This window comes from Hymenobacter roseosalivarius DSM 11622 (assembly GCF_900176135.1).
Taxonomy (GTDB): Bacteria; Bacteroidota; Bacteroidia; order Cytophagales; family Hymenobacteraceae; genus Hymenobacter; species Hymenobacter roseosalivarius.
Genome location: NZ_FWWW01000007.1, coordinates 19,392 through 46,020, shown reverse-complemented (window position 1 = coordinate 46,020; position 26,629 = coordinate 19,392). Strand labels below are relative to the sequence as shown.

At 58.5% G+C, this 26,629-nt stretch carries 30 protein-coding genes; 9 read left to right on the top strand and 21 right to left on the bottom strand.

Features of this window, described 5'->3' with window-relative positions; genetic code table 11:
• Positions 1-817: 817 nt before the first annotated feature.
• The 4 genes from B9A24_RS00315 (at position 818) to B9A24_RS00300 (ending at position 3,941) form a co-directional block, all read left to right on the top strand.
• Complete coding sequence (locus B9A24_RS00315; protein ID WP_084443051.1) at positions 818-1,285, top strand: LexA family protein; 468 nt, start codon at positions 818-820, stop codon at positions 1,283-1,285.
• A gap of 4 nt (positions 1,286-1,289) precedes the next feature.
• Positions 1,290-2,708, top strand: coding sequence for a Y-family DNA polymerase (locus B9A24_RS00310; RefSeq protein ID WP_084443049.1), 1,419 nt, complete (start codon positions 1,290-1,292; stop codon positions 2,706-2,708).
• Positions 2,709-2,802: 94 nt separating this feature from the next.
• A complete protein-coding gene (locus B9A24_RS00305; RefSeq protein ID WP_084443047.1) occupies positions 2,803-3,003 on the top strand; it encodes a hypothetical protein in 201 nt (66 codons plus the stop codon).
• Positions 3,004-3,410: 407 nt separating this feature from the next.
• Positions 3,411-3,941 carry a hypothetical protein gene (locus tag B9A24_RS00300; RefSeq protein ID WP_084443045.1) on the top strand — a complete coding sequence of 177 codons (531 nt, stop codon included), beginning with the start codon at positions 3,411-3,413 and terminating at the stop codon, positions 3,939-3,941.
• Positions 3,942-4,111: 170 nt separating this feature from the next.
• Here the strand turns inward: B9A24_RS00300 and B9A24_RS00295 are convergent, their stop codons facing one another.
• The 6 genes from B9A24_RS00295 to B9A24_RS00270 all read right to left on the bottom strand — a co-directional run bounded on the left by B9A24_RS00295 (position 4,112) and on the right by B9A24_RS00270 (position 6,198).
• Complete coding sequence (locus B9A24_RS00295) at positions 4,112-4,381, bottom strand: hypothetical protein (protein ID WP_084443043.1); 270 nt, start codon at positions 4,379-4,381, stop codon at positions 4,112-4,114.
• 89 nt (positions 4,382-4,470) lie between these two features.
• Positions 4,471-4,788, bottom strand: a complete 318-nt coding sequence (locus B9A24_RS00290; RefSeq protein WP_084443041.1) for a hypothetical protein — start codon at positions 4,786-4,788, stop codon at positions 4,471-4,473.
• A gap of 27 nt (positions 4,789-4,815) precedes the next feature.
• Positions 4,816-5,151 carry a hypothetical protein gene (locus tag B9A24_RS00285; protein ID WP_084443039.1) on the bottom strand — a complete coding sequence of 112 codons (336 nt, stop codon included), beginning with the start codon at positions 5,149-5,151 and terminating at the stop codon, positions 4,816-4,818.
• A gap of 11 nt (positions 5,152-5,162) precedes the next feature.
• Positions 5,163-5,453, bottom strand: a complete 291-nt coding sequence (locus B9A24_RS00280; protein WP_084443037.1) for a hypothetical protein — start codon at positions 5,451-5,453, stop codon at positions 5,163-5,165.
• A 4-nt stretch (positions 5,454-5,457) separates the two neighbouring features.
• The gene (locus tag B9A24_RS00275) at positions 5,458-5,745 is read right to left on the bottom strand and encodes a hypothetical protein (RefSeq protein WP_084443035.1); all 288 of its coding nucleotides are present in this window, start codon (positions 5,743-5,745) and stop codon (positions 5,458-5,460) included.
• Positions 5,746-5,952: 207 nt separating this feature from the next.
• A complete protein-coding gene (locus B9A24_RS00270; protein ID WP_084443033.1) occupies positions 5,953-6,198 on the bottom strand; it encodes a hypothetical protein in 246 nt (81 codons plus the stop codon).
• Positions 6,199-6,992: 794 nt separating this feature from the next.
• On the opposite strand from B9A24_RS00270, the gene B9A24_RS00265 reads away from it, so the two are divergent.
• The 3 genes from B9A24_RS00265 to B9A24_RS00255 all read left to right on the top strand — a co-directional run bounded on the left by B9A24_RS00265 (position 6,993) and on the right by B9A24_RS00255 (position 10,759).
• Positions 6,993-8,135 (top strand): replication initiation protein, encoded by a 1,143-nt coding sequence (locus tag B9A24_RS00265; RefSeq protein WP_084443031.1) that lies wholly within the window; start codon positions 6,993-6,995, stop codon positions 8,133-8,135.
• Positions 8,136-8,163: 28 nt separating this feature from the next.
• Positions 8,164-9,495 carry an ATP-binding protein gene (locus tag B9A24_RS00260; RefSeq protein WP_084443029.1) on the top strand — a complete coding sequence of 444 codons (1,332 nt, stop codon included), beginning with the start codon at positions 8,164-8,166 and terminating at the stop codon, positions 9,493-9,495.
• Between the two features lie 202 nt (positions 9,496-9,697).
• Positions 9,698-10,759: a hypothetical protein gene (locus B9A24_RS00255; RefSeq protein ID WP_084443026.1), complete on the top strand. Its 1,062-nt coding sequence runs from the start codon at positions 9,698-9,700 to the stop codon at positions 10,757-10,759.
• A 57-nt stretch (positions 10,760-10,816) separates the two neighbouring features.
• Here the strand turns inward: B9A24_RS00255 and B9A24_RS00250 are convergent, their stop codons facing one another.
• From B9A24_RS00250 to B9A24_RS00205, 10 genes are all read right to left on the bottom strand, one after another.
• Positions 10,817-11,035: a hypothetical protein gene (locus B9A24_RS00250; protein WP_084443024.1), complete on the bottom strand. Its 219-nt coding sequence runs from the start codon at positions 11,033-11,035 to the stop codon at positions 10,817-10,819.
• A gap of 57 nt (positions 11,036-11,092) precedes the next feature.
• Entirely contained in the window at positions 11,093-11,437 is a 345-nt protein-coding gene (locus B9A24_RS00245; RefSeq protein WP_084443022.1) for a helix-turn-helix domain-containing protein, read from the bottom strand.
• Positions 11,438-11,481: 44 nt separating this feature from the next.
• Complete coding sequence (locus B9A24_RS00240; RefSeq protein WP_143434658.1) at positions 11,482-11,754, bottom strand: hypothetical protein; 273 nt, start codon at positions 11,752-11,754, stop codon at positions 11,482-11,484.
• A gap of 111 nt (positions 11,755-11,865) precedes the next feature.
• Positions 11,866-12,903: a hypothetical protein gene (locus B9A24_RS00235; RefSeq protein WP_084443018.1), complete on the bottom strand. Its 1,038-nt coding sequence runs from the start codon at positions 12,901-12,903 to the stop codon at positions 11,866-11,868.
• A 173-nt stretch (positions 12,904-13,076) separates the two neighbouring features.
• A complete protein-coding gene (locus tag B9A24_RS00230; RefSeq protein ID WP_084443016.1) occupies positions 13,077-13,292 on the bottom strand; it encodes a hypothetical protein in 216 nt (71 codons plus the stop codon).
• 18 nt (positions 13,293-13,310) lie between these two features.
• Positions 13,311-14,438: a Fic/DOC family protein gene (locus B9A24_RS00225; RefSeq protein WP_084443014.1), complete on the bottom strand. Its 1,128-nt coding sequence runs from the start codon at positions 14,436-14,438 to the stop codon at positions 13,311-13,313.
• Positions 14,438-14,707, bottom strand: a complete 270-nt coding sequence (locus tag B9A24_RS00220; protein WP_084443012.1) for an antitoxin VbhA family protein — start codon at positions 14,705-14,707, stop codon at positions 14,438-14,440. Before B9A24_RS00220 ends, B9A24_RS00225 begins: the two co-directional genes overlap by 1 nt.
• A gap of 70 nt (positions 14,708-14,777) precedes the next feature.
• Positions 14,778-17,108 carry a type IV secretory system conjugative DNA transfer family protein gene (locus B9A24_RS00215; protein ID WP_084443010.1) on the bottom strand — a complete coding sequence of 777 codons (2,331 nt, stop codon included), beginning with the start codon at positions 17,106-17,108 and terminating at the stop codon, positions 14,778-14,780.
• A 57-nt stretch (positions 17,109-17,165) separates the two neighbouring features.
• Positions 17,166-18,185, bottom strand: coding sequence for a DUF5712 family protein (locus B9A24_RS00210; protein WP_084443008.1), 1,020 nt, complete (start codon positions 18,183-18,185; stop codon positions 17,166-17,168).
• 14 nt (positions 18,186-18,199) lie between these two features.
• Complete coding sequence (locus B9A24_RS00205; protein WP_143434657.1) at positions 18,200-18,718, bottom strand: BfmA/BtgA family mobilization protein; 519 nt, start codon at positions 18,716-18,718, stop codon at positions 18,200-18,202.
• Positions 18,719-19,568: 850 nt separating this feature from the next.
• On the opposite strand from B9A24_RS00205, the gene B9A24_RS00200 reads away from it, so the two are divergent.
• Together B9A24_RS00200 and B9A24_RS22185 are read left to right on the top strand one after the other, a co-directional pair.
• Complete coding sequence (locus B9A24_RS00200; RefSeq protein ID WP_084443004.1) at positions 19,569-20,348, top strand: ParA family protein; 780 nt, start codon at positions 19,569-19,571, stop codon at positions 20,346-20,348.
• Complete coding sequence (locus B9A24_RS22185) at positions 20,348-20,893, top strand: hypothetical protein (protein ID WP_084443002.1); 546 nt, start codon at positions 20,348-20,350, stop codon at positions 20,891-20,893. The genes B9A24_RS00200 and B9A24_RS22185 overlap by 1 nt, the downstream gene beginning before the upstream one ends.
• A 190-nt stretch (positions 20,894-21,083) precedes the next feature.
• On the opposite strand, the gene B9A24_RS00190 is transcribed toward B9A24_RS22185, so the two are convergent.
• The 5 genes from B9A24_RS00190 to B9A24_RS00165 all read right to left on the bottom strand — a co-directional run bounded on the left by B9A24_RS00190 (position 21,084) and on the right by B9A24_RS00165 (position 26,498).
• Positions 21,084-21,437, bottom strand: a complete 354-nt coding sequence (locus B9A24_RS00190; RefSeq protein WP_084443000.1) for a hypothetical protein — start codon at positions 21,435-21,437, stop codon at positions 21,084-21,086.
• Positions 21,438-21,743: 306 nt separating this feature from the next.
• The gene (locus B9A24_RS00180) at positions 21,744-22,031 is read right to left on the bottom strand and encodes a hypothetical protein (RefSeq protein WP_084442995.1); all 288 of its coding nucleotides are present in this window, start codon (positions 22,029-22,031) and stop codon (positions 21,744-21,746) included.
• A 79-nt stretch (positions 22,032-22,110) separates the two neighbouring features.
• A complete protein-coding gene (locus tag B9A24_RS00175; RefSeq protein ID WP_084442993.1) occupies positions 22,111-23,133 on the bottom strand; it encodes an ArdC family protein in 1,023 nt (340 codons plus the stop codon).
• 637 nt (positions 23,134-23,770) lie between these two features.
• Positions 23,771-25,135, bottom strand: coding sequence for a sensor histidine kinase (locus B9A24_RS22880; protein WP_084442991.1), 1,365 nt, complete (start codon positions 25,133-25,135; stop codon positions 23,771-23,773).
• Positions 25,125-26,498, bottom strand: coding sequence for a sigma-54-dependent transcriptional regulator (locus B9A24_RS00165; protein WP_084442988.1), 1,374 nt, complete (start codon positions 26,496-26,498; stop codon positions 25,125-25,127). The genes B9A24_RS22880 and B9A24_RS00165 overlap by 11 nt, the downstream gene beginning before the upstream one ends.
• Between the last annotated feature and the right edge of the window lie 131 nt (positions 26,499-26,629).

Below are 26,629 nucleotides of genomic sequence, written 5' to 3'. Positions count from 1 at the left end.
CGGTAAGGCAGGAGAAATCGGCCTTCCACTTCCAACACGGAAGCTCCCGCTTGAGCGAAGCAATCGTCCAAGAGTAGCTTGGAATAGCAGGGCGTTTTGACTGGTGAGTAGACGTGGTTGCTAGTACCAGAAAGCAGTAAGAAGGGTCTAGCGGGCACTTTGATGGCCGTTATGAGTTTCGGGTACTAGGTTTTGCTGGGCTGACAGCCCGGAAGAGGTCGGAAGTAGGTGGTACCGGAAACCCCACTTTTTTGTGCTCCCTACTTTGGCTCAACCGCAAACTACAAACGAAGGCCAATAAGAGGGACAGTAAGCTGCATCTTGCCCCAAAAGGTGCTGTGAATCAGGGCTTTATATGCTTACCGTAATTCTTTGTCCAACTACTAACGCAACCCCTGTTAAGTCAATCGAATTTTCGAATGCGAAAGCCAAACATGTCCGTTTCAGCTGGCGTGTTACCAGCAGTTGCTGTACTATTTAGTTTTAATGGGCGCAGTGCATAAGCTGATAGCTCAGCATTGGCCTTGGTTAAAAGTTTGGTACAAAGGTTAAACGGAGGGGTTGGCAGGGGCTGGTTTGCGGTGGGCGTGGATGACCACCTGGCCTTTTACTAGCAGCAGGGAGATAGAATTACGGTAAGGATTCGATCCGTTGAAAACAGCACTCCTCTGGTAGACGACCTGATTCCGCTGGCCTCGCTGAGTATTTTAGTTTGTATCAGACAAACCATGCAACTGAATTACTACTCATTTTAGCTAAATACAACTAATTAATTTAGCATTTGCGTATACTTACGGCCTCCCTTATTGTTGAGTCGATGAGTAACGTTGAACTAATCCCAGTAATTACTACCGAAACACCCTTCCTGCTGCCTCTTTTTAGCTGCACCGTGACGGCTGGTTTCCCCTCTCCGGCAACCGACCACCTGGAAGGGTTATTTGACTTAAACCGGCTACTACTGCGGCATCCCGACGCCACGTATCTGCTGCGGGTCAGTGGGGAAAGCATGGCCGGGGCGGAAATTCATGCCGGCGACTTGCTGGCCGTGGACAAGCACATGGAAGCCGACCACAATCATATTGTGGTGGCTGTAGTGCACGGAGAATGCACGGTCAAGCGCCTGGTGCGTGACGGGACTACCTGGTGGCTCAAACCTGAAAACCCGGCTTTCAAGCCCTACGAGATTACCGATACCGACGAGCTGCGGATTTGGGGCGTGGTTACTCACGTCGTACATGAGCTGATTCCGGGCAAGCTAACGGCACTCTTGCAAAGCCTTGATTAGCAATATGTTCGGATTACTAGATTGCAACAATTTCTACGTGAGCTGCGAGCGCGTTTTCCAGCCGCGCTACGAGGGCCGGCCGGTGGTGGTGCTCTCCAATAATGATGGCAATTTGATCAGTCGCTCGGCCGAAGCGAAGGCGTTGGGGCTGAAAATGGGCGACCCTTATTTTCAAGTCAAAGACCTCCTGCAACAGCATAACGTGAAGGTTTTCAGCTCCAATTATGCGCTCTACGGGGACATGAGTAGGCGCGTCATGTATCACCTTCAGCAAGTAGCCCCAGCGGTAGAAATCTACTCCATCGACGAAGCATTTCTAGACCTGGCCGGCATGGAAACCTACTGCGGGAACTTGGATGCCTACGCCCGTAAAGTCCGGGAGGGGGTAAAAGCCCGCACGGGCATCCCGACCTGCGTTGGTATTGCTCCAACAAAGACGTTAGCCAAGCTGGCCAACCGCATTGCCAAGAAGGACGCGGGCCTGGGTGGGGTGCTCTACCTGAATACGCCCGAACGGCGGGCCTGGGCATTACGGCAAGTGCCGGTGGGCAACGTGTGGGGCGTAGGGCGACAATACGCGGCCAAACTCGCGGCGGCCGGGGTGGATTCTGCCGCTGACCTAGCCCGCGTGTCGGAGGCGTGGGCGCGCAAACATCTGGGCGGCGTGGTCGGAGCCCGGCTGGTGCAGGAACTGCAAGGTAGGCCCTGCGCGGGCCTGCACCCGTCGGAGGATGGCACGCTCAGCCGGCAAAGCATCAGCTGCTCCCGTACCTTCGGCAAGCCCCTGACTGCCTTTGATGATGTACTGGCGGCGGTAGCGGCGTTCCTCTCGCGGGCGGCGGAAAAGCTGCGGGCGCAGGGGGACATGGCGCACGTTCTGACGGTGTATATCAGCAAAAACCGCTTTGCCCCTCAGGTGCTGCCGCCTTTTTCAAGGTCGGCTACGCTTACCCTACCCATCGGATCAACGGCTGATACAACCGTGCTGCTCGGCTACGCTCGCCTGCTGGTGGGGCGGCTGTGGGAGAAAGGCACAGCCTACCAGAAGGCCGGGGTGGTGCTCGACGGATTAGAGCCGCCCGGTACGGGTCAGCAGTTGGATTTGTTCGCCGCGGCCCCTGCTCTGGCTAAACCAGTCGAACAACCAGCCCTCGTTACCCAGCGGCCGGGCTTGATGGCTAGCCTGGACGCCTTGAATCAGCGATTCGGGCGGGGCACGGTGCGGATCGCTACGGCGGTACCGGCTCCTGGCCACTCGGCCACCACGAGCGGCCACCACCCGCCGCCCTGGGCAGGAAAAGCGCAATGGCGCTCTCCTTGCTTTACTACTAGACTGGAAGATTTGATGGTGGTAAATTACTCGGTGGGCGTTATAATGGCCGTTGTTTTATGCCACTGCATATACTTGGTGCCGCGACAATAATGTTGTATAAAGTGCAACTAAAGACACGGCCTTTACGTAGTGGCAGAATAGCCAGCTAGTTACTATATTGTGAAGCGTACTTTATAGTACTCCTATGCGTACTTTCCTTATCCTGGGCGCACTATTCTTCTTTCTGCATAGCTCGTGGGCTCCTTCCTGGGGCCAACACCTGGCCAATTGGGGCTTGGTTCTCGTGGCCCTTGGTTTCCTCGGGGGCATGGCCTCTACATCCAAGATCCGGTACCAGCGCAACCGCTACTACGATAATGATTACTACGACCAGCAGCACCGCTAATGGGCTCACCAGATAGGCAACTCAAAAGCCCTCTGCCCTTCAGCTCGGGGGCTTTTTGTTGTCAGGAAGTCGTGCGGGCGTTTTTGGCCTCGGTTAAAAGTTTGGTGCAGAAGTTAAACGGGGCTGCTACCCGCCTACATGCTCGGTTCCCATTGTGAAAACGCGTTGTTGATGCCGCTGCGTGTCCGGGGTAGCTAGACAAAAAACAGTTATTGCCTAGCCCACCAACTAACCGTTGGACCAAACTTTCAACCAAGGCCAATAGCAGTTGTAGCTGCTGCTTAGAGCCGCCACAGCGGCAGCTAAGGGCTATTTGTACGCCGTGGCTTGAGGTAGTATAGGGGCAAAAAATGACGCTAAGCCCTGCCCTGGTGGGCTGCTGGCGAGCCTTTTGCTGAGGGGCCAGCATGAGAAAACTATCTACTATTCTACTCCTGTTATTCTGCACACTAGTTGCTCAGGCACAAATAGCCCCCTGGACGCCATTTGCCGTTGATAACGCCGTGGTGCTGCGCGTGCCGGGTAGGCCGCAGCCAGTACCGGATGCTGCCCACTACGCGCCTGGCACGCCGGCCAGCCAGGTACGCGGCTACCGCTACTCCGACGCAGCTGGCACCTACATCATACTTCGCCAGGAGAAACCGATGGATAAAATGTACGCCGTTGACTCAGATCATGAGTTCTACAGCACTGCCATTGACCAAATGATGCATGACACACGCGGTACACTGATAGAGGAGGCAATTCTAGTGAATGGCCCCTCTACGGCCGCTTGCGCGCATTATACTGTGCCGGGAGGAGGCCCCCGGTATATGGGAATCCTGCTGGTGCACCGGGTCAGCTACCAGTTTCAGTATATGCCCAACAAGGGCGTAACGAAAGACCAGGACGCCAAGCTATGGGCGCAGTTCCTGAAATCCGTCGCGAGTATCAAGTAGGGCATTGTTAAACAATTAGGGTAAAACCTCCGACTCGCCGCTGTATGGGCTTACCAAGTGATAAATGCTCCACAAGCAGCTGGATAGCATAATAGTAGCTCAGCCATTTGATAGAGCATCGACCGAACGCCGGTAGGGGCTGCAAAGTCAGGTAAGATGCTCAGGGGCGGCTAATGCTGACGAGCGGGCCGGCCCAAGGCAGGCGCTGGGGGATCAATCGGGTTTTTTATCTGGTGGTCGGCTAGCATCGTTACCGTCATCAGGTCGGTATGCCCGTACTCGGCCACTCGTTGCAACTCGGCTAAGGTGAAGGTGGCCGGGTTCTCCAAGCGCGTTGTCAACGTGCGCGGGTTGATGTCGAGGGCCTTGGCCGTTTTGCCGCGTTCTCCCAGGGAATGAATGAACTCGGCAATGGTGTCAAAAGGCAATTTCTTAGGCATTTTTCAGCAGCATTAGGAGTAATGAGCTAACATAATCTATGCAATTTTAGCAACATTACGGCCCACTGCTGGCGGAAGGTTCAACTATTTCAGGCGGGGGTGTTCCACTCCTGGTAAGCCGTAGTGTTTCGGTCGGCAATAACCGCCAAGCGCTCGGGGTGGGCGTCACGTTTTAGCCAGACGTGGGAACTGCCGCAGTGCATGGTATAACCGCCGCCCATCACTTGGCGAGCCTGCTCGGCAAAGTCGCGTAGGTCGGCCACGTCGGGAGCCGCTTTAATTAGCTGCCGTAGCTGCTCTAGGCGTTGCGCCTCGGCTTCGTCGGCCGGTTGGTGCTCAACGGCTAGATAGGCCCGCTGAGGGGCAAACCCGGCGTTATTCTGGCTAATCTGGTGGCTGGTGCTCATAGCAAAGAAGGAACAAAAGGGGAAAAGCTACTCGGTGGGGGACAAGGGAAGGTTCAGCGACTGCGCCAACCGAAGCACCTGGGCATGGTGGAACGCTTGGCCAAAAACGCCGCCCTCGAAGTCGCGGGCTAGCTGGGTCACGTTCTGAAACTGGTAACTCAGACCCGTATGGCCCAATGGCTGCAAAAACTGGTCGGCTTCCTCGGCGCTGAATCCGCTAAGGTCTTTGCCGTTGCTCAGCAGCACTTGTACCCCTGGGCGCTGGTTGTTGCCCCGGCTGTACGTTTCGTAAATGATGCCAAGCGCCTGCTCTCGCGGGTAGAAAATGGCATCACCTATAGTCAAATCCTGGAGCTTATTCATGGGAGTAATGCTTAGAGAAGACGTAAGGAGAACTGCCCGCCGTGGTCCTCTTTCGTGGCCCGGATAGCTTCGCGGCCAACGTGGCGGACGGCTTTCACTAAGGCCGAAAGCACGTCAAAATCTTCCTGGTCGATGATTTCTATTTTCAGCAGCCCGGCTACCTCGTAGGTCATGCCCTCGGTGTTGATGCTTTTTCTGAGGTGGTGCATCTGGGCTTCAACAGCCGTAATGGCATTGATTACCTGGCTGCGGTACTGGTTCCAAGTGAGGTCGCCAAGGGTAGGGGCTTCTACTGCTCTCATGGGCTTACCACTGCTTACCCTCGTTGCTGCTCTCGTTAAATTCTGAATCAAGCCAAAGGCGCTCGTACAACCCTTCCGGCGCTTCAATGCCCCATTCCTCCAGTTGGTCCGCTACCCTGTCCACGTCCGGCAATCCGCCGCGCTCCATCAGGGAAGTATAGAGCACGTTTTCAGGCACGGCCTCCCCGGCAAAGACGGTCAGGTAATGGTGCTGCAAGGGGCGGTCCCAACCACACTGAACATTCACTTGCTGACCGGCACTGGTAGTCGAAGAAAATAGGTGCTTACCCATGATTGAAAGGTCGTTTTTAGCTGCGTTGCTATTACTTATTAAACGTATTTGCCCTCATAATGTTGCAGTTTTTACAAACTTATTTATGTAGTTTTTACACATTTTCCTAGCACGCTGGCTACTTTTTCCCTCTTGTTCTCCTTTTTACAATTGCAAACCGTTCTCGGGTCCGGGTCTACCGGTGCCAAGCCTTCCCCCCTACGGGGGCTACATCTGAGCCAACCAGCTACGTTCTGCCGCTTCAAATTCTCGCTCTGTTTGGTCGGGCTCCGCTACTGGCTCCACTTCTAGCCCGGCTGGGGCGCTGCTGTGGGCGCCTACGCTTGACTCGTCGCCGGATTCGCTCAGGCATACGGCGTAGCCCTGTTCAACGAGGGCAGCGGCCAACTGCTCTAAGTCGCTGTGGCTGCTCACGGTATGAGTGCCATTTTTCTCGTTGTAGATGGTCTGCATATCGTACCGCTGTCCGTACCATTGTAACCACTAATTCTTGCTCCTGGGCTTAGCTCCTGGGCGGTTTAGTTTTTCCTCTGATTCACAGTAAGGATGGTAAGAAAAGGACCATTGGGAGTTGTGCGCAGTACCAGAGCTAAGCATAGCTCTAGACAGCGTGGCCACCGCCTGAAATTGGATAGTAATTTCAGTGATTTTGAAAGTGGATAAGAGTATAAAGCAGATGAAGTTGATATGTAAATAATGGCATAAAATAGTAGAAAAGTGCAATCCCCTTTTTTTACCTTTTTGGACTTTGTTTTTTGTTCCCCTTGTGCTCTTGGGGTACATCCCTACGAGCCTTATATACTTATTCGCTCCGCCGAACTAGGTAGTTGTCTTTTTACTGAATAGTTAAAAAGAACATACTAGTTTACTATAAGGAGTAAACGCCCAAAGGCTAAGTTCTGGACAGGTAAAAAATAAGTTTCAGACAGGTGCTGAGGTATCATAAGCTAAGGTTTGGACAGGTTGTCACCTGAGAAAAGTAAGGTTTGGACAGGTAAAAGCTAAGGTTTGGACAGGTACTTATCCACATGCATAGCCCCCAAAAAGTAAGGTTTGGACAGGTGCTATCCCTGAGACTGCACGGCGTCTCGTCCGGCAAAAGCTAAGGTTTGGACAGGTAAAGGCGGCCATTAAACATCAATGGTGTGGCCCCCTGTAAAAGATAAGGTGGCTAAATCTACACCTTAGCGTTTTAGACTTTTTTGCTACCTTGCGTAGCAAAGGATCACCGCTGCAGCTATCCTCCTATGGCCGATAAACGGATTTCCCGCGCCCCCTCCACGCCGATGCTGGAGCTGGGCCTCAAGTATGAGCCCGAATACCGGGGCGAGGTCAAGCAGCACTGGAACGTCACCTTTGCCCACCAGAAGAAGATTTCCGTCTACGGCAAGCGCATCATGGCGCGGGTCATCGACCAAATCCGCGACAATGACTACCAGCTGCGGGACTTCTACCAGCTGCATATCTCCTCCATTATCGAAGGGACGGACATCGATGCCGATACGGCCTACTCGAAAATCAAGGGCGCGCTATACGAGCTGGCCGACATGAAGTGGGAGTTTGAGAGCATCGACCGCAAGGAATGGTACTTCCGGCACCTGCTCGATACCACCAAAGAACAGCGGGTCGGCTACAAGGATGGCATCATCACCATCCTGCTCAACCCGCAGCTCGCGCCTTACCTGGTGAAGGCCGCCCACTACAGCAAGTTTCCGCTGCACGGCTACATGAATCTGAAAAGCTGGTACAGCATGCGCTTTTTTGAGATTCTGGCGGCCTGGCAGGATAAAGGACGCTGGGAGGTACCAGTGGAGGAATACCGGCAGTACATGGACTGCTGGCACGAGTACGACAAGCGCGGCCAGGTAAAAAAGGGCAAAGACGGGGAGCCCCTGCTGAAGTACCCGAACACCAAGCTGCTGATTGACAACACCATGAAGGAGCCGGAAAAGGAGTTAGCCGGCACCGACTACGAGTTTACCTTCACCCCCATCTACGAGACGACCCGGCCCACCCGGGGCCGCAAGAAAATCATCCGCTTTCGGTTTGATTTGAAGAAAGGCCCAACGCTGAAGGACATCCCGGAGTCCTGGCTGGAAAACTCGGCGACGGGCAGCATCATTCAGCGGCTCCGGGAGTGGAAAGTGACCGATGCCAACATCGTCAAATACGCCCCCATTCTCAAGCAAGAGGGGGCGTTGGAATTGCTACGGGCCTGGGACCTGAAGAACCGCTCCAACCGCCACATCGACGACAAGCTGCGCTACTGCAACGCGGCCTTTGTGCGGGCAGGCAAACAGGCCCTGGAAGATGCCAAGCAAGCCAAGCTGGAGGCGAAAAAGGAGGCTGCAGAGGCTCATTTAATTGTGCAGCAGGCCCTAAACCTGTAGGTTATCCATCGCCCCGTTTACGTCCCCTATGAGCACCGCCCGCGAACAGCAGAACATTGAGTGGAAGGAATCGTGGCGGGAAGAGTACTTCAAGTGGATTTGCGGCTTTGCTAACGCCCAGGGCGGGCGCATCTACATCGGCAAAAACGACGACGGCCAGATGGTGGGCCTGCCCAACATCCGCAAGCTGCTGGAAGATTTGCCTAACCAGGTGCGCGATTTGCTGGGCATCCTGGTCGAGGTCAACCGGCACGAGGAAGGCGGATTGGAATACCTGGAAATTGTCGTCGATCCCTACCCCTACCCCATCAGCTACCGCGGACAGTATCACTACCGCAGCGGCAGTACCAAGCAGGAGTTCAAAGGCCCGGCTCTGAGCGCGTTTCTGCTCCAGAAGCAAGGCAAGCACTGGGATGGCGTGCCGGTGCCGGGCGTCACGGCGGCCGCTTTGTCGGCCGAGGCCTTCGACTTGTTCCGCCAGCGCGCCGCCAAAAGCGGGCGCGTGGATGAGCAGGTCCTGCACGACAGCCGTGAGGCGCTGTTGGAAAACCTGAACCTGGTGGATGGCGACTACCTGAAGCGGGCGGCGGTGCTGCTGTTTCACCCGACGCCCGAGAAGTTTATCACCGGCGCCTATGTCAAGATTGGCTTCTTTGCCACCGACGACGATTTGCGCTATCAGGACGAAGTGCACGGGCCGCTGCTGCTGCAGGTGGAGCGCACGCTGGATTTGCTGCAGACCAAGTACACCAAGGCCCAGGTGCGCTACGAGGGCGCCCGCCGCCGCGTGGAAGAGCCCCCGTTCCCCGCCGCTGCCCTGCGCGAGGCCCTGCTCAACGCGCTGGCCCACAAAGACTACAGCGGCGGCACGCCCGTGCAGATCAGCGTTTATGAGCACCACCTGCAGTTCTGGAACGAAGGCCACCTGCCCGACAGCTGGACGGTGGCGAACCTGCTGCGCAAACATCCGTCCAAGCCCTTCAACCCGGACGTGGCCAATACCCTGTTCCGGGCCGGCTACATCGAATCCTGGGGCCGGGGTACCCTTAAGATACTCAGCGAGTGCCGCGCCGTCCACCTGCCGGCCCCACGCTTCTACTTCGAGGCCTCGGGTTTCGTGGTGGCCTTCGCCGAGTACTCGCCGGCCTACTGGCAGCAGCAGGGCGTGCGCGCGGATCTGGTTCCGGTGCTGTTGTACACCGGGCAGCACGGCAGCGTCACTAACACCCTGGTACAGCAGCAGCTGGGCGTGAGCAAGCCCACGGCCACGCGCTACCTGGGCGAGTTAGAGAAGGGCGGCTACCTGCAGAAGACCGGAACCCGCGGAGCCGGGACGGAGTACCGGTTGATTGGCTCATGATTGGCTCACCACGAGCCGTCGCCCATGTGCAATTCGTTGAATGAGCGCCGTAGGGGCGCTTTTTACCAGCAGGTGAATTGGCTCACGATTGGCTCAAGCAGTGGAATTCTTCCGGCCTAGCTTTCGCGTTTAATACCCTTTTTCTAAGCGTCCCGCTTTCTTCCCAAAGGAGCGCACACTGCCTCTACTCATTTTGCTTCTTATGCATGCATCGCCTTTCCTAGTGCCAGCAGCCGACTCGTCGGGCCGGGCCCAGGTGGCCCACCTGGAGGGCAACGTGATGACGTTCAGGGCGCCGCTCGGCTTTGACTTTGCCCAACCGGGAGCTATTAGCGCTGAATACGTGGCGGGCTTGCTACCCGCCAGGGCTACGCGGGCGCGGGTGTTCCGGGCCCGTTTGGAAATGGATGGGTCATTGGTTCGCCAGCCCGACTTGGTCCTGCCACCCCATCTCAAGGTGTGCGCCCTGGCCCTGCACGGGCCGTATCTCTACGTGGGCGGGGTCTTCACCTGGCCGCGCCGGTCAGCGGTCCGTGCCGGCGCGGCCGGTGGGCGGCTAGACTTGCGCGAAGAGCAGCCCCGATGGGAGCCGCTGGTACTGCCTGGTCCCGCCGAGCCGGGCAAGGCGCTTGACGATGTACTAGCCGACGACCAGAATCTTATCCTGGTCGACAACATTGTCTTCCCCAAGTACCTGTTTGTGTACCTGTGGCCGCCGAGTGGTGGCTTGCCGACGGACCCGCAGGTCGTGGAACTGCCCTTCAGCCGGGTGTACGAACACATCGAAAAAGGCCAAATGAGCGCCGGGTACGTAGCCTTGCTCTCCACCAGTGCTGGTATGGACGGTGTGGGCGCCTATGTGTCGGTACTGCGGCGGGGCGACTGGGCGCCGGTGGTGGTGTTTGCGTTTGAACAGTCCCGCGAAGAAATCTGGGCTCAGGACCTGCCCGATGAGTTGCCAGCCCCGGAGGGACGTCCGTTTGACTTGGCCTTGCAGGAACACCGATTAGTGCTGGCCTGCCCGGGCGCACTGCTGTGCGTTGATTTGCGGGCGTTTCCATCTCCTTCAGGGCTGGCTGCGGAGGCCGATTGCCCCGTGGTAGACCTGCGTCACCGTACTCCCGTTCCCGGGGGCCACTGGCAAATGCTGGGTCCGCATGAGCAGCCTGAGCACATTCGCTTTGTGGCCCCCGGCCGCTTACTATTGGCTTTGATGGGAGACGGCTCCCGGACCCCGGGCCGCGCCTGGCTGCAGAGCGTTTAACTCGGCGGCGTTCCCCAAAGCCTCGAACGATGAGCGGCTTTGCCGGCACCGGACTGGTTATGGTAAAGTCCCGGGTAACGAGACAGCCGCCTCAACCTCAGCTAAGGGCACGTCGTACGCTTCCGCGGCCTGGGCCGGCGTGAACATTCCCATAGCCACGCTGGAACGGGCGGTCTGCACCCGGTGGCGCTGCTCGGTTTCCGCGTCGACCGTGAACTCACCGTGCATGGCCTCCGTCAATTCATCCTGTAAAGGGCGGCGCATTCGTTGTTTCATATCTGAAGGTACACCTGCGCGCTTGTTCGCCCAAAAGGGCGAAAGGCAAATGAAAGCTTATTTGCCTTTCGCCCTTTTAGGGGTTGTCTTTTTTACTGGTGGTAACACCTCTACTTCCATATCTGGCTCGGCAGCGGATTGCGCGGGCCGACTCTGATACTCGTCGCGAATGAGGTCGAGTAGCTGCTGCTCCGGCACTCTCAGCAGTGCGGCCAGGGCCAGCAGTTCCTTGATGGTAAGGGTTTCGGGCTCCTTTATGCGGCGCTGGGCCGTGCGGTGGTTGATGTCCAGCCCCTCCGTGAGCTGCATAATCTTGGTGCCGGTCTGTTGCAGCAGCTCGGCGAGGGTGCCGGCCGTAACGGTGGCGGCCTGCGCCTGGATAGAGATGAGGTGACGACTCATGAGAGATTATCAGGGTTGTGCTTGGCTTACGTACGGGCGTGCCGTTAGTAGGGATAGACCGGAAAAGCCGGGGGGCCGCCCTGCGCTTCCTCGCGGAGTACTATTGCGTCCTCCCACCGCTCACTTTCCAGCAGTGCCAGCGTAGCCCACCGGCAGACTTGCCGGGCATCCGACTCGGTAGCCATCCGCTGCCCGGCCTTTTGCCGGCGCTCGACGGAAAAAGCCGGGTGATTGGTTACGAGCATCAGCCAAGCCCGAGCTGCTTCCAGTGGAAGAGGTTCAGTCGTGAAGTAGTCAATGGGAACGGAAACAGCCATGGCTATTCTATGCACAATGTACGAAGCATAATTGCACTTACTGCGAAATCTGTTTGAGGAGGCCCGTTTGCCAAACATCCCGGCCAGTGGCCGGCCGCGATGCTGCGGGTATTACCTCATCATCACAGACCTCATGAGCAGCACCGGGCCGGCTACCACATCCACGGGAGCGTACTGGTCGAGCGGGTAGGTTTCGTACCACAGGGCCGTGGCCAGCGGGTTGATGGGCCGCTCTTTGAACTTGCCCTCGTCGTCGAAAACCAGAATCCAGTCCTGATAAGCGCCGTGCTGGGGATGATGCACGTCGATGTAATCGCAGTCCAGGGCTGCATACAACTGCGCCAGCCTGAACGTCTTGCCCTTCACGGGCCATACTTCCTGGGTACTACCGTCAACCCCCAGCAGCATGGCCGCGCCCTCGGCCGGGAGCATGGCTTGGTGCTGGCGGGCGAAGTATTCCCCTAGGGCCTTGACGGTGGCCAGCCGCTGCCCGCTGGCCAGTTGGAAGGGGCCATGCTCGTAAGCGTGGGTAAGAAACCGCTTGCCAGTGGTGCCGCACAGCGCCATGATGCGCGTTTGGTCAGGCTGGCCGGCTTGCACCTGCACAAACAGGCGCGGCGGCAGGGGCTGCCAAAACGGCTGCTCCTGCTCGTCGCCGGCCAGTATCTGGCTGCTGTGCAGGCTGAATAACAAAGGCTCAGCTACTGCGGCGGCAGTAGGCTCTGGCGGAGTAGGCTTGTCGTCCGGCCCGAACAGCAACGCCTCAGCTACCTCGCCGGAAAGCCCCTGGAACTGGTAGTGCCAGGTTCCCTGCGCGAAGTCGCGGGCCTTCACCGTAAGGGGCTGCTCCACTCCAAAGAGGCGCACGGCCTGCCCGGGATTGAATCGGGCCGGCGCGGTTCCCGCTGGTACCGGCTGGGCTAAGCCTTTTACCCAGCGCAACCCCTGCGGCCCGCGAAACCGCACCTGCTGGCCCGCCGCTACCGGGACATTTTCGGCCCGGTCGTCGGTGCGGTTGATATAGCCGTTCAACTCTGCGCGGCAATAGGCGGCAGCCTCAGCCATCGTAGCGAAAAGGGCCGCGGGGTGGCCGTCGCCGTGCTGACGGAGAACCTCAAATTGGTAATCGGCAGGATGGGTATTTTCCATGTGCTGATGGGCATTTAGGGTGGGTTTTGCTTCTTATCGGTCAACAACTACCTTTCTTACTTAGTTGCATTTTATACAATATTTACTAGTATTATATACAAGTAATCAGGCACGAAAAAGCCCTGCTACAGCTAGCAGGGCTTTTTCGTTAATTGAGTCAAAAGCAGGGTAAGCTAATTGTGATAGGCCTTTGGCTTAGGCGGCGTCCAGTCCATCCACATTCGCTCGGTTTGGCAGCGGGTGCACTGCATCAGCAGCTCCGTTCCCACGGGATACACTTCCAGCACTTCTAGGTGGGCGTGCAGCGTGTCTTCGCCACATGTCACGCAAGCCAGTAGCTCGGTGCCGGCAAGCTGCTCTTCCAGAAAGCTTAATTCGTCGTCTTCCATGGGTGCAAGGTACGGGGCTTAACGTTCGATACCGCCGCTGCTACGGCCGCTGTACTCCTGCGCCGGAGTATTGACCAGCACCCTTTTCGCAGCCGACGCCGCGGGCTGCTGCTGCTGCTGTTGTGGGGTGACCAGCTCCTTGCCCTCGGCGAGTTGCAGCACCTGCACCGAGGCGGTTTTCAGGCGCTGCGCGTCGGCCAGGTCGAGCGGGGTATCCTTCATGGCCGGGTGCTTGAGAATCTTATCCGCCGCCTGCTGGAACTCGGTGATGCTTTTTCCCTGGATGGCCTTGGGATCAAGGTTCACGGCTTCGACCTGCTGCCCCAGCTGGATGCCCTGCTCCCAGTTGCCGGCCCCGGGCATATTGGCCACCACGCTGGCTACGCGGTAGCCGGTCACTTCCAGCTCCCGCCGGGCATCCATTGCCTTCATGGCCGGGCTCAGCTCCGGGGTGGGCACGGCCTGGCTGGGGGCGCGCAGCCCCTCCCCTATTGGCCCGGCGGTGGGCGTAATGATTTGCTGGAACATCTCTTTCAGCGGCTGCAGGTTCTTCGCTGCCTCGGCGGGCGGGTACTGGCGCACAATAGCCAGGTCACGGCTACGGTTCAGAATCTCCGGGCTGGCCCGGTTGAAGTCCACATCGTAACCCGCTTCCTTGCCCAGCTGGGTGAAAGTAGCCTGAATGGTGCGGCCGTTACCGTCCCGGAAAGCGTGGGCGTGGTTGTACTGGTCGAGGTAGTAGGCAGCGCGCTCAGCAAACTGCTCAGCCGACAAGCCTTTCAGGTTGTTTTCGCGGTTGAGTTGCGCCCCGATAGCATCCAGCCGCTCAGGGATTTCCTGGTGGGGCGCGTACGTCATGGTTTCGCGGAAGCCGGTGACGCGGGTATCCTTGTGGCCCTGAAACTCGCGGTCGGCCCGGGTTTCTCCGGCCCACTGGTACACGCCGCCAAACAGCCGCTCGTGTACCTGCTTCAGGTGGGCCTGGTCGTACTGCCCGTCCTTAATGCCGCCCTGCTGATTGAGCAGCTTTAGACGAGGAATGGAAGAGTCTGATTCAGCCTGCGTTAAATCCTGCTGGTTGGTAATTCCGAGCTTGTTCAGCCGCACGCCGTTCTCGTCGCTGAACCGGTCATTGAGCACCGCCATTACTGCGCTTCGCTGGGGGGCGTGCCGGCAGCAGCTTTGGCCGCGTAGCGGGCTCTAAGCATCTCGTCGGTCAGCTCAATGACCTGCTCGATAGTCAGCTCCCCGTCGACGTGGCGCTGCATCAGGGCCAGGGCCTCGGGGCTGGGCGCGGGGCCGTTGCTCATCATCGTGGCAATGGCGTTATTGCTGTCGTGCTCCCGCTGCCGGCGGGCCGCTAACTGCTCGGCAGTGAGGCCGGCTGGGGCGGGCGCGAAAAAGGTCTTATTCATAGCTTTTCAGAAATGGAGAGTGGTATTATTACAACGCTAAATCAGCCTTTATTGTCGCTTTTGAGCTGTTTCAGGCCCCATTTTTTGTCCCTGCTGCTAAGGTGTTTACGTGCTTGGCCAAGGTTTCTTTCACCTCCTGGCGCACCCGCAGGAAGTTCTCCTGCACCGTACGCGAAAGGGCGCTGGCCGGGTCCTCACCGGGGCCGCCGAAGCTCACCATCTGGTGTAGGGGAAACCGCTCCTGAGTGGCATCGGCGCGGGAAATGGTGCCCTGGAAAAAGGTATGCTCAGTTTCCACGGTCTGCCCGACAAACTCACCCTGCTGCAGGCCAATGGCGTCCTGCACCCGCACCAGGCTGCGCTCTTGGTAACTAGTGCTCAAGTTGGTGGAGTTATTGCGCCGACTGGCACTCACCTGACTCGTGCCGACGCTCGTGCTCACTATTTTCTTGTCCTCCCGGCCCACCAGCTCGGAAATGAACTTGGCTGTTTCCAGCGAGTTCACCTTGCCGAAGAACTGGTTATTGAGGTTGCTCACCATCACCTGCATTTTCTCCTTGCCGTAGGCATCCGTCATCTGGCTTAGGTCCTGGGTCATGTACACCATCGCCACCTTATTGCTGCGGGCCGTAGCCGGTATCACCTCCAGACCCGGCACGTAGAGCGTCGCGGCCTCATCGAGAAACACGTAGCTGCGGTGCTTATTCTGCTGGTTCATCAGCTTCAGGGCCACCGTAACCACACAGCTGACGACCGGAGAAAACGTGTCCTTTAGCGTCGGGTCGTTGCCGATGCACAGCAGCTTGGGGCTTTTCTTGTTGTTCAGGTCCAGCGAAAAGCCTTCCCCGTTTTCTTCGTCCGGGGTGAGCACCCATACCACCTCGGGGCTATTAATCTTGGTCAGGTTCACCTGCAAGGTGCCCAACACCGCGCCCACCTGCTTGTCGGCGCGGGTCTGCACCGCCGAGATAAGGCTCCGGGCCTGGTCGCCGCACTCCAAATCGGTTTCCAGCATGCTCAGGACGTGGGTATAGTCCTTGTACATGGCCGTGGCCACCACGTGGGGAATGGTGCAGTACTGCGGGTAGTGCTTCTTGTAAAACCAGATGATGCCGGTCAGGTAGGCGACCGAGCTGGTATCAAAGAACTCCATCTTGCGGATGCTCGACGGGTTCAGGTTGTTGATGATGGCCTTGCTGTACTCCTCGGCGAAGGCCACCACTGGCATATCGGCCGGCCGCAAGGGGTTCACTCGCTCACTACGCGTCAGGTCGCGGAAATTGATGATGTGCAGCTGCACGGGCGGCTCCGCCGCGGGCTGCGGCTCGGGCTTAGTTAGCAGGGCGGTTAGCCGGGCCTGCAGCTTGCCCTGGAAGCTGGCCGCGTAGCTAGCGGTCTGCTTGCTCTCGCGCTCCTTGCGGCGCTCGGCCAGTACCAGGGCTTTCTGCATCGCCTCGGCCAGCACCGGAAACTTGAAGTCGTACACTAAGCCGGCGAAGTTCTTATAGGCAAACTGCTCAATCAGCGGCTCCCCTATCGAGTAGGTCTTGCCCGCGCCCGCGCCACCGAGCACCATGGTGCCCCGGAATGGGTTGGCAATGGTAATCCAGCCCCCGTCCGCCGTGGGAAAATACACGGCATCCGGACTCTCCACCTTCCGGCGCTCGGTGCTCAGCCCAAAGGCCGGCTTTTTCGTCGTCGCCCACAGCAGGCCCACTAATCCCCCACTGCCCAACACGGCAACGGCGGCTCCGGGATAGCCAAACTCAATGAAGCCCGGCGAGTAGTGGTGCATGTTCAGCAGCATGTAGCCAGCCACCAGGAATAAGGCCCCACCCAGGCCCGCCACGATGCGTAGCGCCTTTGGGTCAATGACTTTGCGCTTAGCCTGCCCGGCCTTCGCCTGCGGGGCTTTCTGCACGAATACCAGCGCCAGCCCGGCCAGCAACAGTAGCGCCCGCAGGTACACCCCGGCTGGCCCGTAGAACCGGGCGGCTTTCACCAGCAGCTTGCGGCCAATGCTGCTCCCGGCTTTCGCCAAAGCATTGGTTCTGGATTTGGTTTTGGTAAGCGTCTGGTCGGTGGAATGCGTCATGGCTACCGCGCCGCTCGCTGCCCCCTCCCCTATCACCGGGCCGGCCGCTGCTTCGGCCTTAGCAATGCGCGCCTGCCGCTGCCGCGCCGCAATACGCGCCGTCGTTGCGGCCAGCCGCTCCTTGGGTGTCAGGCTGTCTACGGGTATTACCGCCGCCTGCACGAGCTGCGTCCGGCGGGCCTCGGCAATTTCGGGGCCGTGCATAAGCACATAATAGTCGCCGCCGATGATGGCCAGCAGCAGCAGGACAATGATAAGTCCCGCGTTTGGGGTGCTGGCTGCGGGTCGGGGTGCTTGACTGCTCATAGAATCGCGAATGGAAGTTTGTTTGGGTAGGATGAGGGGCGGCGGGCTGCTGGCACCCTACATTTCAATGTCCAGCTCGGCGCTGTTGCGTCCTCTTTTCTCGCTGATGTGCTCGGTCTTTTCCTCGCGGCCGGTATTCGACTGCACCGCTTGCTGCACGGCCTGTAGCATGGCGCTGGCGGCGCGCTGCGGCTCGGGCCGCTCCCGGCCCGTGCTCAGCAGGTGGTATGCGTTGTCGATGGGCTGCCCCAGCTGCGCCCGCCGCTCGACGGTGGCCAGCGAGCGGTAAAAGGTTTTGTCGTACTCGCGGCCCTGGGCAATCTGCTGCACCCGCTGTGGGTCCAGCCGCTCCTCCTTCGTTGCCCGCAGGTTGAGGGCAGTGACCCGCTCACCAATCTTGGCGGCGCGGCCGGCATCGCGACTGGTGTCGCGCTGCTTCGGCCGCAGCTTTTCGTGGGCCTGGGCCGTGTAGCCGAACTGCTTCTCAAACTGCTGGCCGGCGGCGGCCTGCCACTTCATCAGGTCAAAGCGGTTGCGGCGGCCTCCTGGATTGAGCGTTATTTTCTGCTCCGCATCGCGGGCACTTACGATGACGTGAATGTGGGTCTGCAGGCCCGGCCGCTGCTCCCCTATCTTGACTTTGCCGCTGCTCACCTCCGGGTCGGTGCCCCGGTAGCTGCGCTGCTGGTGAAGCGTAGCTCCCCACACCACCTCCTGGCTGCCGAGCTGCCGCCCGTCCTTGAGCTGAAAGTTGGCCGCGTACTGCGCCATCACCTGCCGGGTGTAGTCTTTCAGCTTGGCCTCGTCGTTGCCGATATGGAGCAGCTCCGACTCACTGGGGCTTAGCACCAGGGAGTAGAATTTGGCCTCGCTGGCGCGCAATCCCTTAACGTTGGAATCAATGTTTTGCATCAACTCCACCGCGCTGAGGTCGTCGTGGTCGGCCCCAAAAAACGAGGCTTCCTCCCCATCACGACCGGCTTCCTGCTTGAGATAATTGAGCGTTTGCGCGCTGCTTCCGCTGTTATTATAGGCGGCTTTTCCGTGCGTCGCGGGGTTAATTAGCTTGACGTACATAGACAGTTTCGCGCTTAAACTGTGACATCTTTTATCAACTTACCCCCCGCATTTAGCTTGCCGGCTCCCGCCTGTTGAACTGCGGCTACGGCATCGTTTGCCTGTCGTTCTATCATGGCTTCGTTCTGCGCCCGCAGCTGCTTCAGCCCCTCCCGCTGCTCGTTTAGCTGCGCCTCACTGAGGTTACTAAGCTGCTGCGTCAGGTTGTTTACCAGGATTTCATTCATGCGCAGCACCCGCTCCAGCGTCACCCGGCTGCGCAGCATTTCCTCCAGCATTGGCAGCAGCAGGCTGCGCTCCTGCTCCTGTAGGTAGCCGAACACCCGGTCCCCGAGCTTCTTTACCTGCTGCATGATGAGCTGGCCCTCGCGGGCCACGTCGTCCACCGGGTGCAATCCTCGCTCGGCGAAGTAGCGCACGGCCGCCCCGGTGTAATCAGCCTGGCTTATCTGCAACCGCTTAGCCTCTTTGCTCAACAGAAAATGAGTGTCCGCAGGGACATTGACGCTCTTCGTGGCGGGGTTCGTTGGCATGGGTAGAATCAATCTTTCGCCAGCCCTCTTTAGGTTATTTATAACCTGTAAATCAGTGTGTTATCGCAAGAAACCTACATATTTCAGCTTTGCTGAAATATAAGTATCACACTTACAGCTGCTTAGCATGCTGTGTGCGATACTCTTCTTGCTAAGACTACCTACACTATATCCAAGAGGGCTTTCAGAATTATTTGAGAACTATTTAAGAACTCCGAGTACGTATTGCGTGAGGTATTGGGTTAATCTTTATCTGCTGCTACTCCCGCCTTACAATACCTAATACCCCTTTCTCAGTGAATCCTGACCTTCCCCCTTCCAGTACTGCCTCCCAGTTACTTCGCGTGTCAGTACTCTGTCTAGCCACTATTCTTTCCTTCTTCCCTGCATCTACAGAGGCTTTTTAACTCGCATTTACTACTTTACGACATTACTACTTTACAACTTGACACACTGTAGCCTTGCAGAAAAAAGAATTAGGTCTAAAACTGCCACCCGGTAACTCTCTTTCTACTTTACGACATTACAACTTTACTACTTAGACTACCATTGCTCACTCACCCGATTTACTACTTTACGACAACGCAACTTTACTACTTAGGCACAAGGGCAGCGCGGCCCCTTTTCATAGTTACGACTTTACTACATGAATACTTTACGACATTACAACTTTATTACTTGTTGCAAATACGACATTGCAACTTAGCTTGATTACTACTTAACAACTTTGCTACTACACAACTTTACAACAAAGCAACTTTACTACTTTGCAACATTTTCAATTACATTTGTCTGACCCTGCCCTGACCACCCGGGGTATCGGCACTAGCCTACCTTAACTAGTCACTCCATGTCAAAAGTCATCAGCTTTGCCACCCAGAAGGGGGGCTCGGGCAAGTCTACCCTGGCCCTCGTCCTTGCGGCTCCCTTAGCTATTCAGTATGGATTGAAAATCGCAATCCTGGATTGTGACTACCAGCAGAGCATCGTGAAAACCCGCAAGCAGCTGGATGAACCAAGCCTGGCCATCCTGCGCGAATCGGACCCTGCGGCAGATTATCCCTACGATGTATTTCCCATGTCGCTGAAGAGCATCTTTGACTTCATCGACAATCCGGAAAATGACTACGACCTCATCATCATCGACATTCCTGGCCGAGCCGACGGTGAGGACGTTTTCAACGCCCTCACGGGCTGTGACGCGGTGATAGTGCCCTTGGTATCCGATTACCTGGACCGAGCCTCCACGGCCGAGTTTATGGGCATTCTCGAAGCGCTGAAAAAAGCGGCCGACAAGGCCGAGGTAGATTTTCAGTATTTCGGCCTCGCCACGAAGCGCATTGGCGGCCGGCGTGAGGAAAAGGAGATGGACGACTACATTGACGAGCTGGGCCTCTCTCGCTTCCAATCCTACCTGAGCCACCGCATGGTATACAGCCGCGCCTCTACGCTGCACAGCCTCCTGACCCCGGCCTACCGCAACTACGCCGGGGGCACCAAGGACAGCTCGGAGGAAATCCGGCGCGTGTGCGACGAGCTGATTGAGAAGCTGGACCTGCCCCGGCGCAAAGCCGAGGCAGCCGTTGAGCTGGAAGAAACGACCGATACCACCCCAACCGAAACCAAGTAATGGCTAAGTCTCCCTTTGTAAAAGCGAAAATCGAAGGCCCCCGGAAGCGAATCCCGGTTGATGAAACATTGCGCGCCGAAGCCCGGGCCGGGATGGGAGGGGAGCAAACCAGGCTGGCTGCCGAAACCCCGGTAGCCGCCCCGGCTGCTCCCGCCCCAATCCAGGCAGCAGCCCCCGCTGCAATAGCAGCGCCGGCGCCGGCACCGGCTCCCGTACCAGTACCGGCCGCTCAACCAACGCCGGAGCCCACGCTAGCCGTTGCACAGCCAGTTGCGGCAGCAGCTCCCGCCGCGCCTTACGTAGCTCCCGCGCCGGTTGAGCGCCGCACTCGCGGGCGCAAGCCCGCCGCTGCGGACGTGGCGCCCACCGGTGAGCTGAAAGGAGTGAGGATTGCCGAATCGGTCTGGGCTGAGATTCGCCGGATTATCGTTCAGCTTCCCAAAGGGCCGGATATGCCGACCAACATCATTGGCTACCTGCACGCGGCCCATCGGCACTACGAAGCGCACCTGCGCAAGCAGGGCAAGCTGCCCCCGGCCATTTAGCGCAGTTTGCAAGACTGACTACGGATGATTGGCCGGTCTGGTCGCGGGCATTTCAGTTATCCTCACAAGCCGGCGCGGCGGTTTCCGAAACGCTAACCAAGGGCAGCTCCTAACCGGGCTGCCCTTGCTGTTTGGGGCGGTGGGGAAGAAATGGGGGAGGGACTGGGACTAGGCCAGTAATGGGCAACCCTTATTCTGGCCGCAGGCATAAGCAGGGCGCATTCCACTCCCGAAAGGCCGTTGTCAGTCGGTCGGCCACGATGGCCAGCCGTTCGGGAGCCGGCAGGGTGACGCTATCGGCCAGGCGCTTAATCCAGATGTGCGAGCTGCCACAACCTACCTGGTAGCCGGTGCCCATCAGCTCCTGCACGGCCAGGGCAAGATTGCGCAAATCCGCTTGGTGCGCGTGGCGCTGTATGTAGCGGCGAAGCTTTTCCAGCCGGCTTTTCTCCGCGTGGTCACGCGGCTCTTGCTCGATGATCAGGTATGCCTCCTGCGCGGCAAAGCCCGGGGCGCTCGGATAATAGTGAGGGAGTTGATTCATAAAGGGCTGATTGAGGGGAGGCGGCCAGCTTTTCAGGGCCGGCCAAAAAGCAGAAGTAGGGGAGGGGCTACTGTTGAAAAAGTAGGTCGGCCGGGGCGACGTTGTGCCACTGCCCGGTTTGCAGGTAGCGGACCTGAAATTGGCCCCGCTGGGTCCGGGTCTGAAATACGCGGGATGATTCTGGTACTGGCTCTCCCTCGGCATAAACTGCCCGGTGGTACACCCCCCAGCAATTGTTTGAAAGAGCCTGCTGCACCTCCCGGGTAGTGTGCCTGATGGCGGTTTGGGGACTGCTCATAATGGGGATTAGAGTGATAGTAAGAATTGCCCGCCCTGCTCCTCGCTGGTGCGGCGCAAGCCCTCGCGGGCAATGGGGCGCGTTACCCGCACCAGCTTTAAGAGGGCCTCGTAAGCGGCCGGCGTATCAATTTCTATCCCCAGCCTCTCCGCTACCTCCTCGGCCAGCACTTCGCTGTTGATGCCCTTATCAAGCTGCTGCATCAGTATTTCCACGTCGGCAATGGCGGCAATCACCTGGTCGCGGTACCTGTTCCAGGTCGGGCTCTGAATGGTAGGGGCTTCACTGGCCTTCATGACAAATCGGGATTTAGAGCTAGGGCTAGGATTAGAGCTAGGGCTAGCAGCTGGTGCGCTGCCAGCCCCAACCGGCGGCCTAGACGAGTTGCAGCCAGCTTACTTCGGCGGCCATATACTCGCGGTCGGTGTCATCGAGCACGGCGGCTGGTTCGCTGGCTACCGGCACGGTGGCGGGTGCCGGCCGCTCCTCGGCTTCTTCCTCCGGCTCAGCCGTGGTGCCGAGTATCATATCGGCGGCGCGCTGGGCTTTGCTGGCGGCTTGCACCACGAGCTTTTTGTCATTTTTCAACCGCTCCAACCAGTTTTGAATGTAGGCCACGGCGTTTTCTTCGGTCTGCCCGGTCGCGATGCCGGCCGCGGCGCTCAGGAAGGAGGCCCCCATTTCGGCGGTCAGCTCCTCGCGGGCGTAGCTGCTGCTTTGCTTGCCCTCGCCGGCGGTCAGGTCGGCCCGGTCAAGGCGGGTGGGGTGGCCGGTGCTGTGCGTCAGCTCGTGGAATAGGGTCTGGTAGTAGCCTTCCGCCGTGGTGAAGGTTTCCGGCTTGGGCATGTTCACCAAGTCCAGCGAAGGAGAGTAGTAGGCCCGCTGGTGCAGGTGCTGAATGGCGGGCTTGCCGTCCCATGCGTCCACAATGCCTTCGGCTACCTCGCTGGGGGTAAACTCCTGCTGGGGTACTTCGGGCAGGTTGAACTCGATGCCCTCAATGTCTTCCACCGAAAACACGGTGTAATACTTCAGGAAGGGCATTTTCTCTTCTTTACCGGTTTCCTTGTTCTCGCGCTTGCTGATGTTGTAGTACACCACCTGATGACCCTTGGCGCCTTTACGCACGTTGCCGCCCAGCGCCAGCGCCTGCTTGAAAGTCATGAAAAAGGGCAGGGCACCGCTGAAATGCAGCAAAAACAGGTTGATGCCGCTGTACACGCGGCCCGTGGCATAGTTGCGGGGGAGGCCATACACCGCGTTCCACGGCTTGCGCCACGGAATGATACCACCCTCCAGCGCCGAGATAATCCGGTCCGTTACAATCTGGTACACATCGGGGCGGGTAGTAGCTCCCTTGGTGGCTTTCTTGGCGGCGGGCTTGATGGTCTTTTTCATGGCTAAAGGGCTGTTATTCCGTTTGTTTGTTATACTTGTTAAACGGAAACATGGCACAATTAGTTGCACTTAATACAATTATTATTCGTATTAAATACATTTTATTTACGTGCCGTTTTGCAAGGCCCGCTTCCCCATTTTTTCCCCACTGCCCCCTACCAGCGCCTGCTCACGAGTGCCTGGGGTAACATCGGACACTCTGATGGCAGCGGGGCAGCTTTTTCAGCGGGCTGGCTGTCATCTCAGAATTGCTTTTGAGGGGTGGGCACCACGCGGGGCCCTGGTCGATAGAGCGGCGCACAGTCGTCGAGGGCCCAAACCAACACGACCGGACCCTTTGACCCGTTTGTTTCCGCCCTACACCTTAAAGTGTGGCCAGTCTGTGTATTCCAGCCATTCGTTCTGGACCCACCATTTATTTATCTTGATTCACGTCAAACTTTCGGTCTGGTAAGCTAAACCCGCTGCGAAAAGGCTACAAGCAGAGTTTACGAAACTCATCCCCTCGGCGCATTTCGTAAACTTTGAATCGTAAACGGGTTTCGTAAACTCCAAACCCCTAAAACAGTCCCGTTGCCGCTTCAAATAGCGGTGGATAGATACCAATTGCTGCGGTTCGCTGAAAGGAGGATTATGTTCATATTCCTAATAGGGTAATAGAGAGGGGAAACCACAGTTGGAACGCACTGCCGGCTCCCTCTACGGAATGGACCTGAATGCTGCCCTGGTGCAACTGCATGATTTGCTTGGCCAAGCTCAGCCCAATCCCGGAACCGTTAGGACGGGTGGTGAAAAAGGGGATGAAGATGCTGTCCAGCAAGTCGGCGGGAATACCGGTCCCGTTGTCTTTCACCTCAATAACCACCCGTTCCTGCTCATCGGGCCAGGCCAGCAGGCTAATGCGAGGGTTAGGTATCTGTGTGACTGCCTGCGCCGCATTGAGCACCAGATTGATGAGCACTTGCTCCAGTAAGTGGCCGTCGGCATGCAGGGTAAGGTGCGCGGGCCGGACGCTGAGGGTGACCTCGATGCCTTGCGCTGCCAGCTGCTCCGCCAGCAGCTGCCGGGTGGCATGCAGCAATTCCTGCACGTACAGGGTGGTGCGCTGCGGCGAGGCCAGGGTGCTAAAGTTGCGGTACACCTGGGCGAAGCGCAGCAGCCCTTCGCTGCGCTGCTGGATGATGTGAATGCCCGTGCCCACATCCTCGAGCAGTTCGGCGGTGGCTGCCTGCTGCCGGGCGCGCTGCACGTGGCGGCCCAACGAATCAGCCAGCGAAGCAATGGGGGCTACTGAGTTCATAATTTCGTGCGTCATGACCCGTAGCAGTTGCTGCCAGGCGGCCGTTTCGGTATCCGCCAGGGCCTGGCTCACGTTCTTGAAAGCTACTAGTGTAAACGCTTCGCCTCGTAGCTTAAACTGGGTGGCGGATACGAGCAGTTGCACCGTTTGCAGGCCTACCGTCAGTTTCACCACCACGGGCTGGCCGGGCACGGCCCGGCAGATGGCCTCGTACAGGACCGGCTGGCGGGATTGCAGCGCCCGAATGTTTTTCAGGTAAGGAAGGTGCAGCGTCTGTTTAAACGCCTCGTTCACCCAGGCCACGGTGCCTGCCGCGTCGTAGGACACGATGCCGGTATCGAGCAGCGCCAGGATGGTTTGCAGGTACTGAAACTGGCCTTCCTGCTCGGCCCGCAACTCCCGAAACGTGGCGTTGACCTGGTTGAAGGCCGCGTGCAAGGGCCGCAACGCCGCCGGAACGGACTGCGCTGGGTACTGCCGCGAAAAGTCGCGGTACTTGAGGGCCAGGGTAAAGTCGGCCAGGGCCTGCTGGCCGCGCGTCAGGTAGCGGGTCAGGTCTAGAATCAGGAGTAGCAGCAGCACCAGTGCCCCAAAGGCCAGCGCGTAGGCGTGGTGCAGCGCGGCGTAGCCGCCCCCGGCCAGGGTGGCCACCAGCAGTACCAGCCGCCCCAGCAGGCGCACGTCCAGGCGGTTAAATATCATGCTTGTCGAGCCGACGGTAGAGGGCGGTGCGGGTGAGGCCCAGCTCCTTGGCCGCTTTGGTGAGGTTGCCCTGGTGGCGCTCAATGGCCTGCCGGATAGTATTTTTTTCTACTTCCAGCAACGGCAGCGGCTGCTCAGCCACGGTCGCAGCCGCCCCAAAAGCCGGCGCCGATTCGGGGCTCCGGAACGAGAAATCGGCAGGAAGCAGCACGGGGCCGACCGCCAGGATAACGGCCCGCTCCACGGCGTGTTGGAGTTCCCGCACGTTGCCAGGCCAGGTGTGCTCCCGGAGCTTGCGCAGCGCAGCGGCACTGAATTCCGGCTCGGGTTGCCGGTTGCGGGCAGCGTACACCTGCGCGAAATGCCGGGCCAGCAGCTGCACGTCGTCGGCCCGTTCGCGCAGGGGCGGCAGCGTGATTTCGACCGTATTGAGGCGGTACATCAAGTCCTGGCGAAAGGTGCCTCGGGCTACCAGGGCGTGCAACGGGGCATTGGTGGCCGACAGCAGCCGGATGTCCACCGGGACGGGTACGTTGCTTCCTACGGGCACCACCTGGCGGTTTTGCAGGGCCGTGAGCAGCTTGGCTTGCTGCGGCAGGCCAATGTTGCCAATCTCATCCAGAAACAACGTGCCCCCGGTGGCCGCCTCAAAGCGGCCCACGCGGCTGGCCTGGGCATCCGTGAACGCGCCCTTGGTGTGCCCGAACAGCTCGCTTTCAAACAACCCCTCGCTGAGCGCGGCTACGTCGGCGGCCACATAGGGCCGGGCGGCGCGGCGCGACTGCTCGTGCAGGGATTTGGCGACCAATTCTTTGCCGGTACCGTTCTCGCCCAGTAGCAGCACGTTGGCTTCGGTCGGGGCGACCTTTTCAATAATAGCGCGTACTTCCTGCATGGCGTCTGACTCTCCCAATAGAGCGATAGCCGCGGCCGGCCCGACTTGTTTTTTGGGGCTGCTCCCGCTTTTGCTGCCGGTTTTAGGTTGGAGCGCGGTGGTCAGCGTTTGCAGCAGCTGGTCGTTGTGCCAAGGCTTGAGCAGGAAATCGGTGGCCCCGGCTTTGAGGGCACGCACCGCCGTGCGCACGTCACCATAGGCCGTTATCAGAATAACGGCCGTGGTGGGGTCGTGCTCCAAGATACGACCTAGCCAGTAGAAGCCTTCGTTGCCCGTCGCCTGACCGCTGCGGTAGTTCATGTCGAGTAGCACAGCGTCGAAGTGCTGCTGGCGGAGCAGGGAGAGCAGCAGTTCCGGGTTTTTCTCCGTCACGACTTCCCGCACCTCGGTTTTGAGTAGCAGCTTGAGAGCGAACAGCACATCGGGCTCATCGTCCACCACGAGTATGCGGGCGTGCTTGGGAATCATGTGAAAAGGGTAGGTAAAACGTAAAAGTCGGGGCTGACAGGCGTCCTCCCTAGCTTTCGCCGCACAAACCGTGCAAGCGTCAGAAGATACTCGTTTTCAGTCAGCCCGGCCGCTTTCTGCCCGTCAACCGA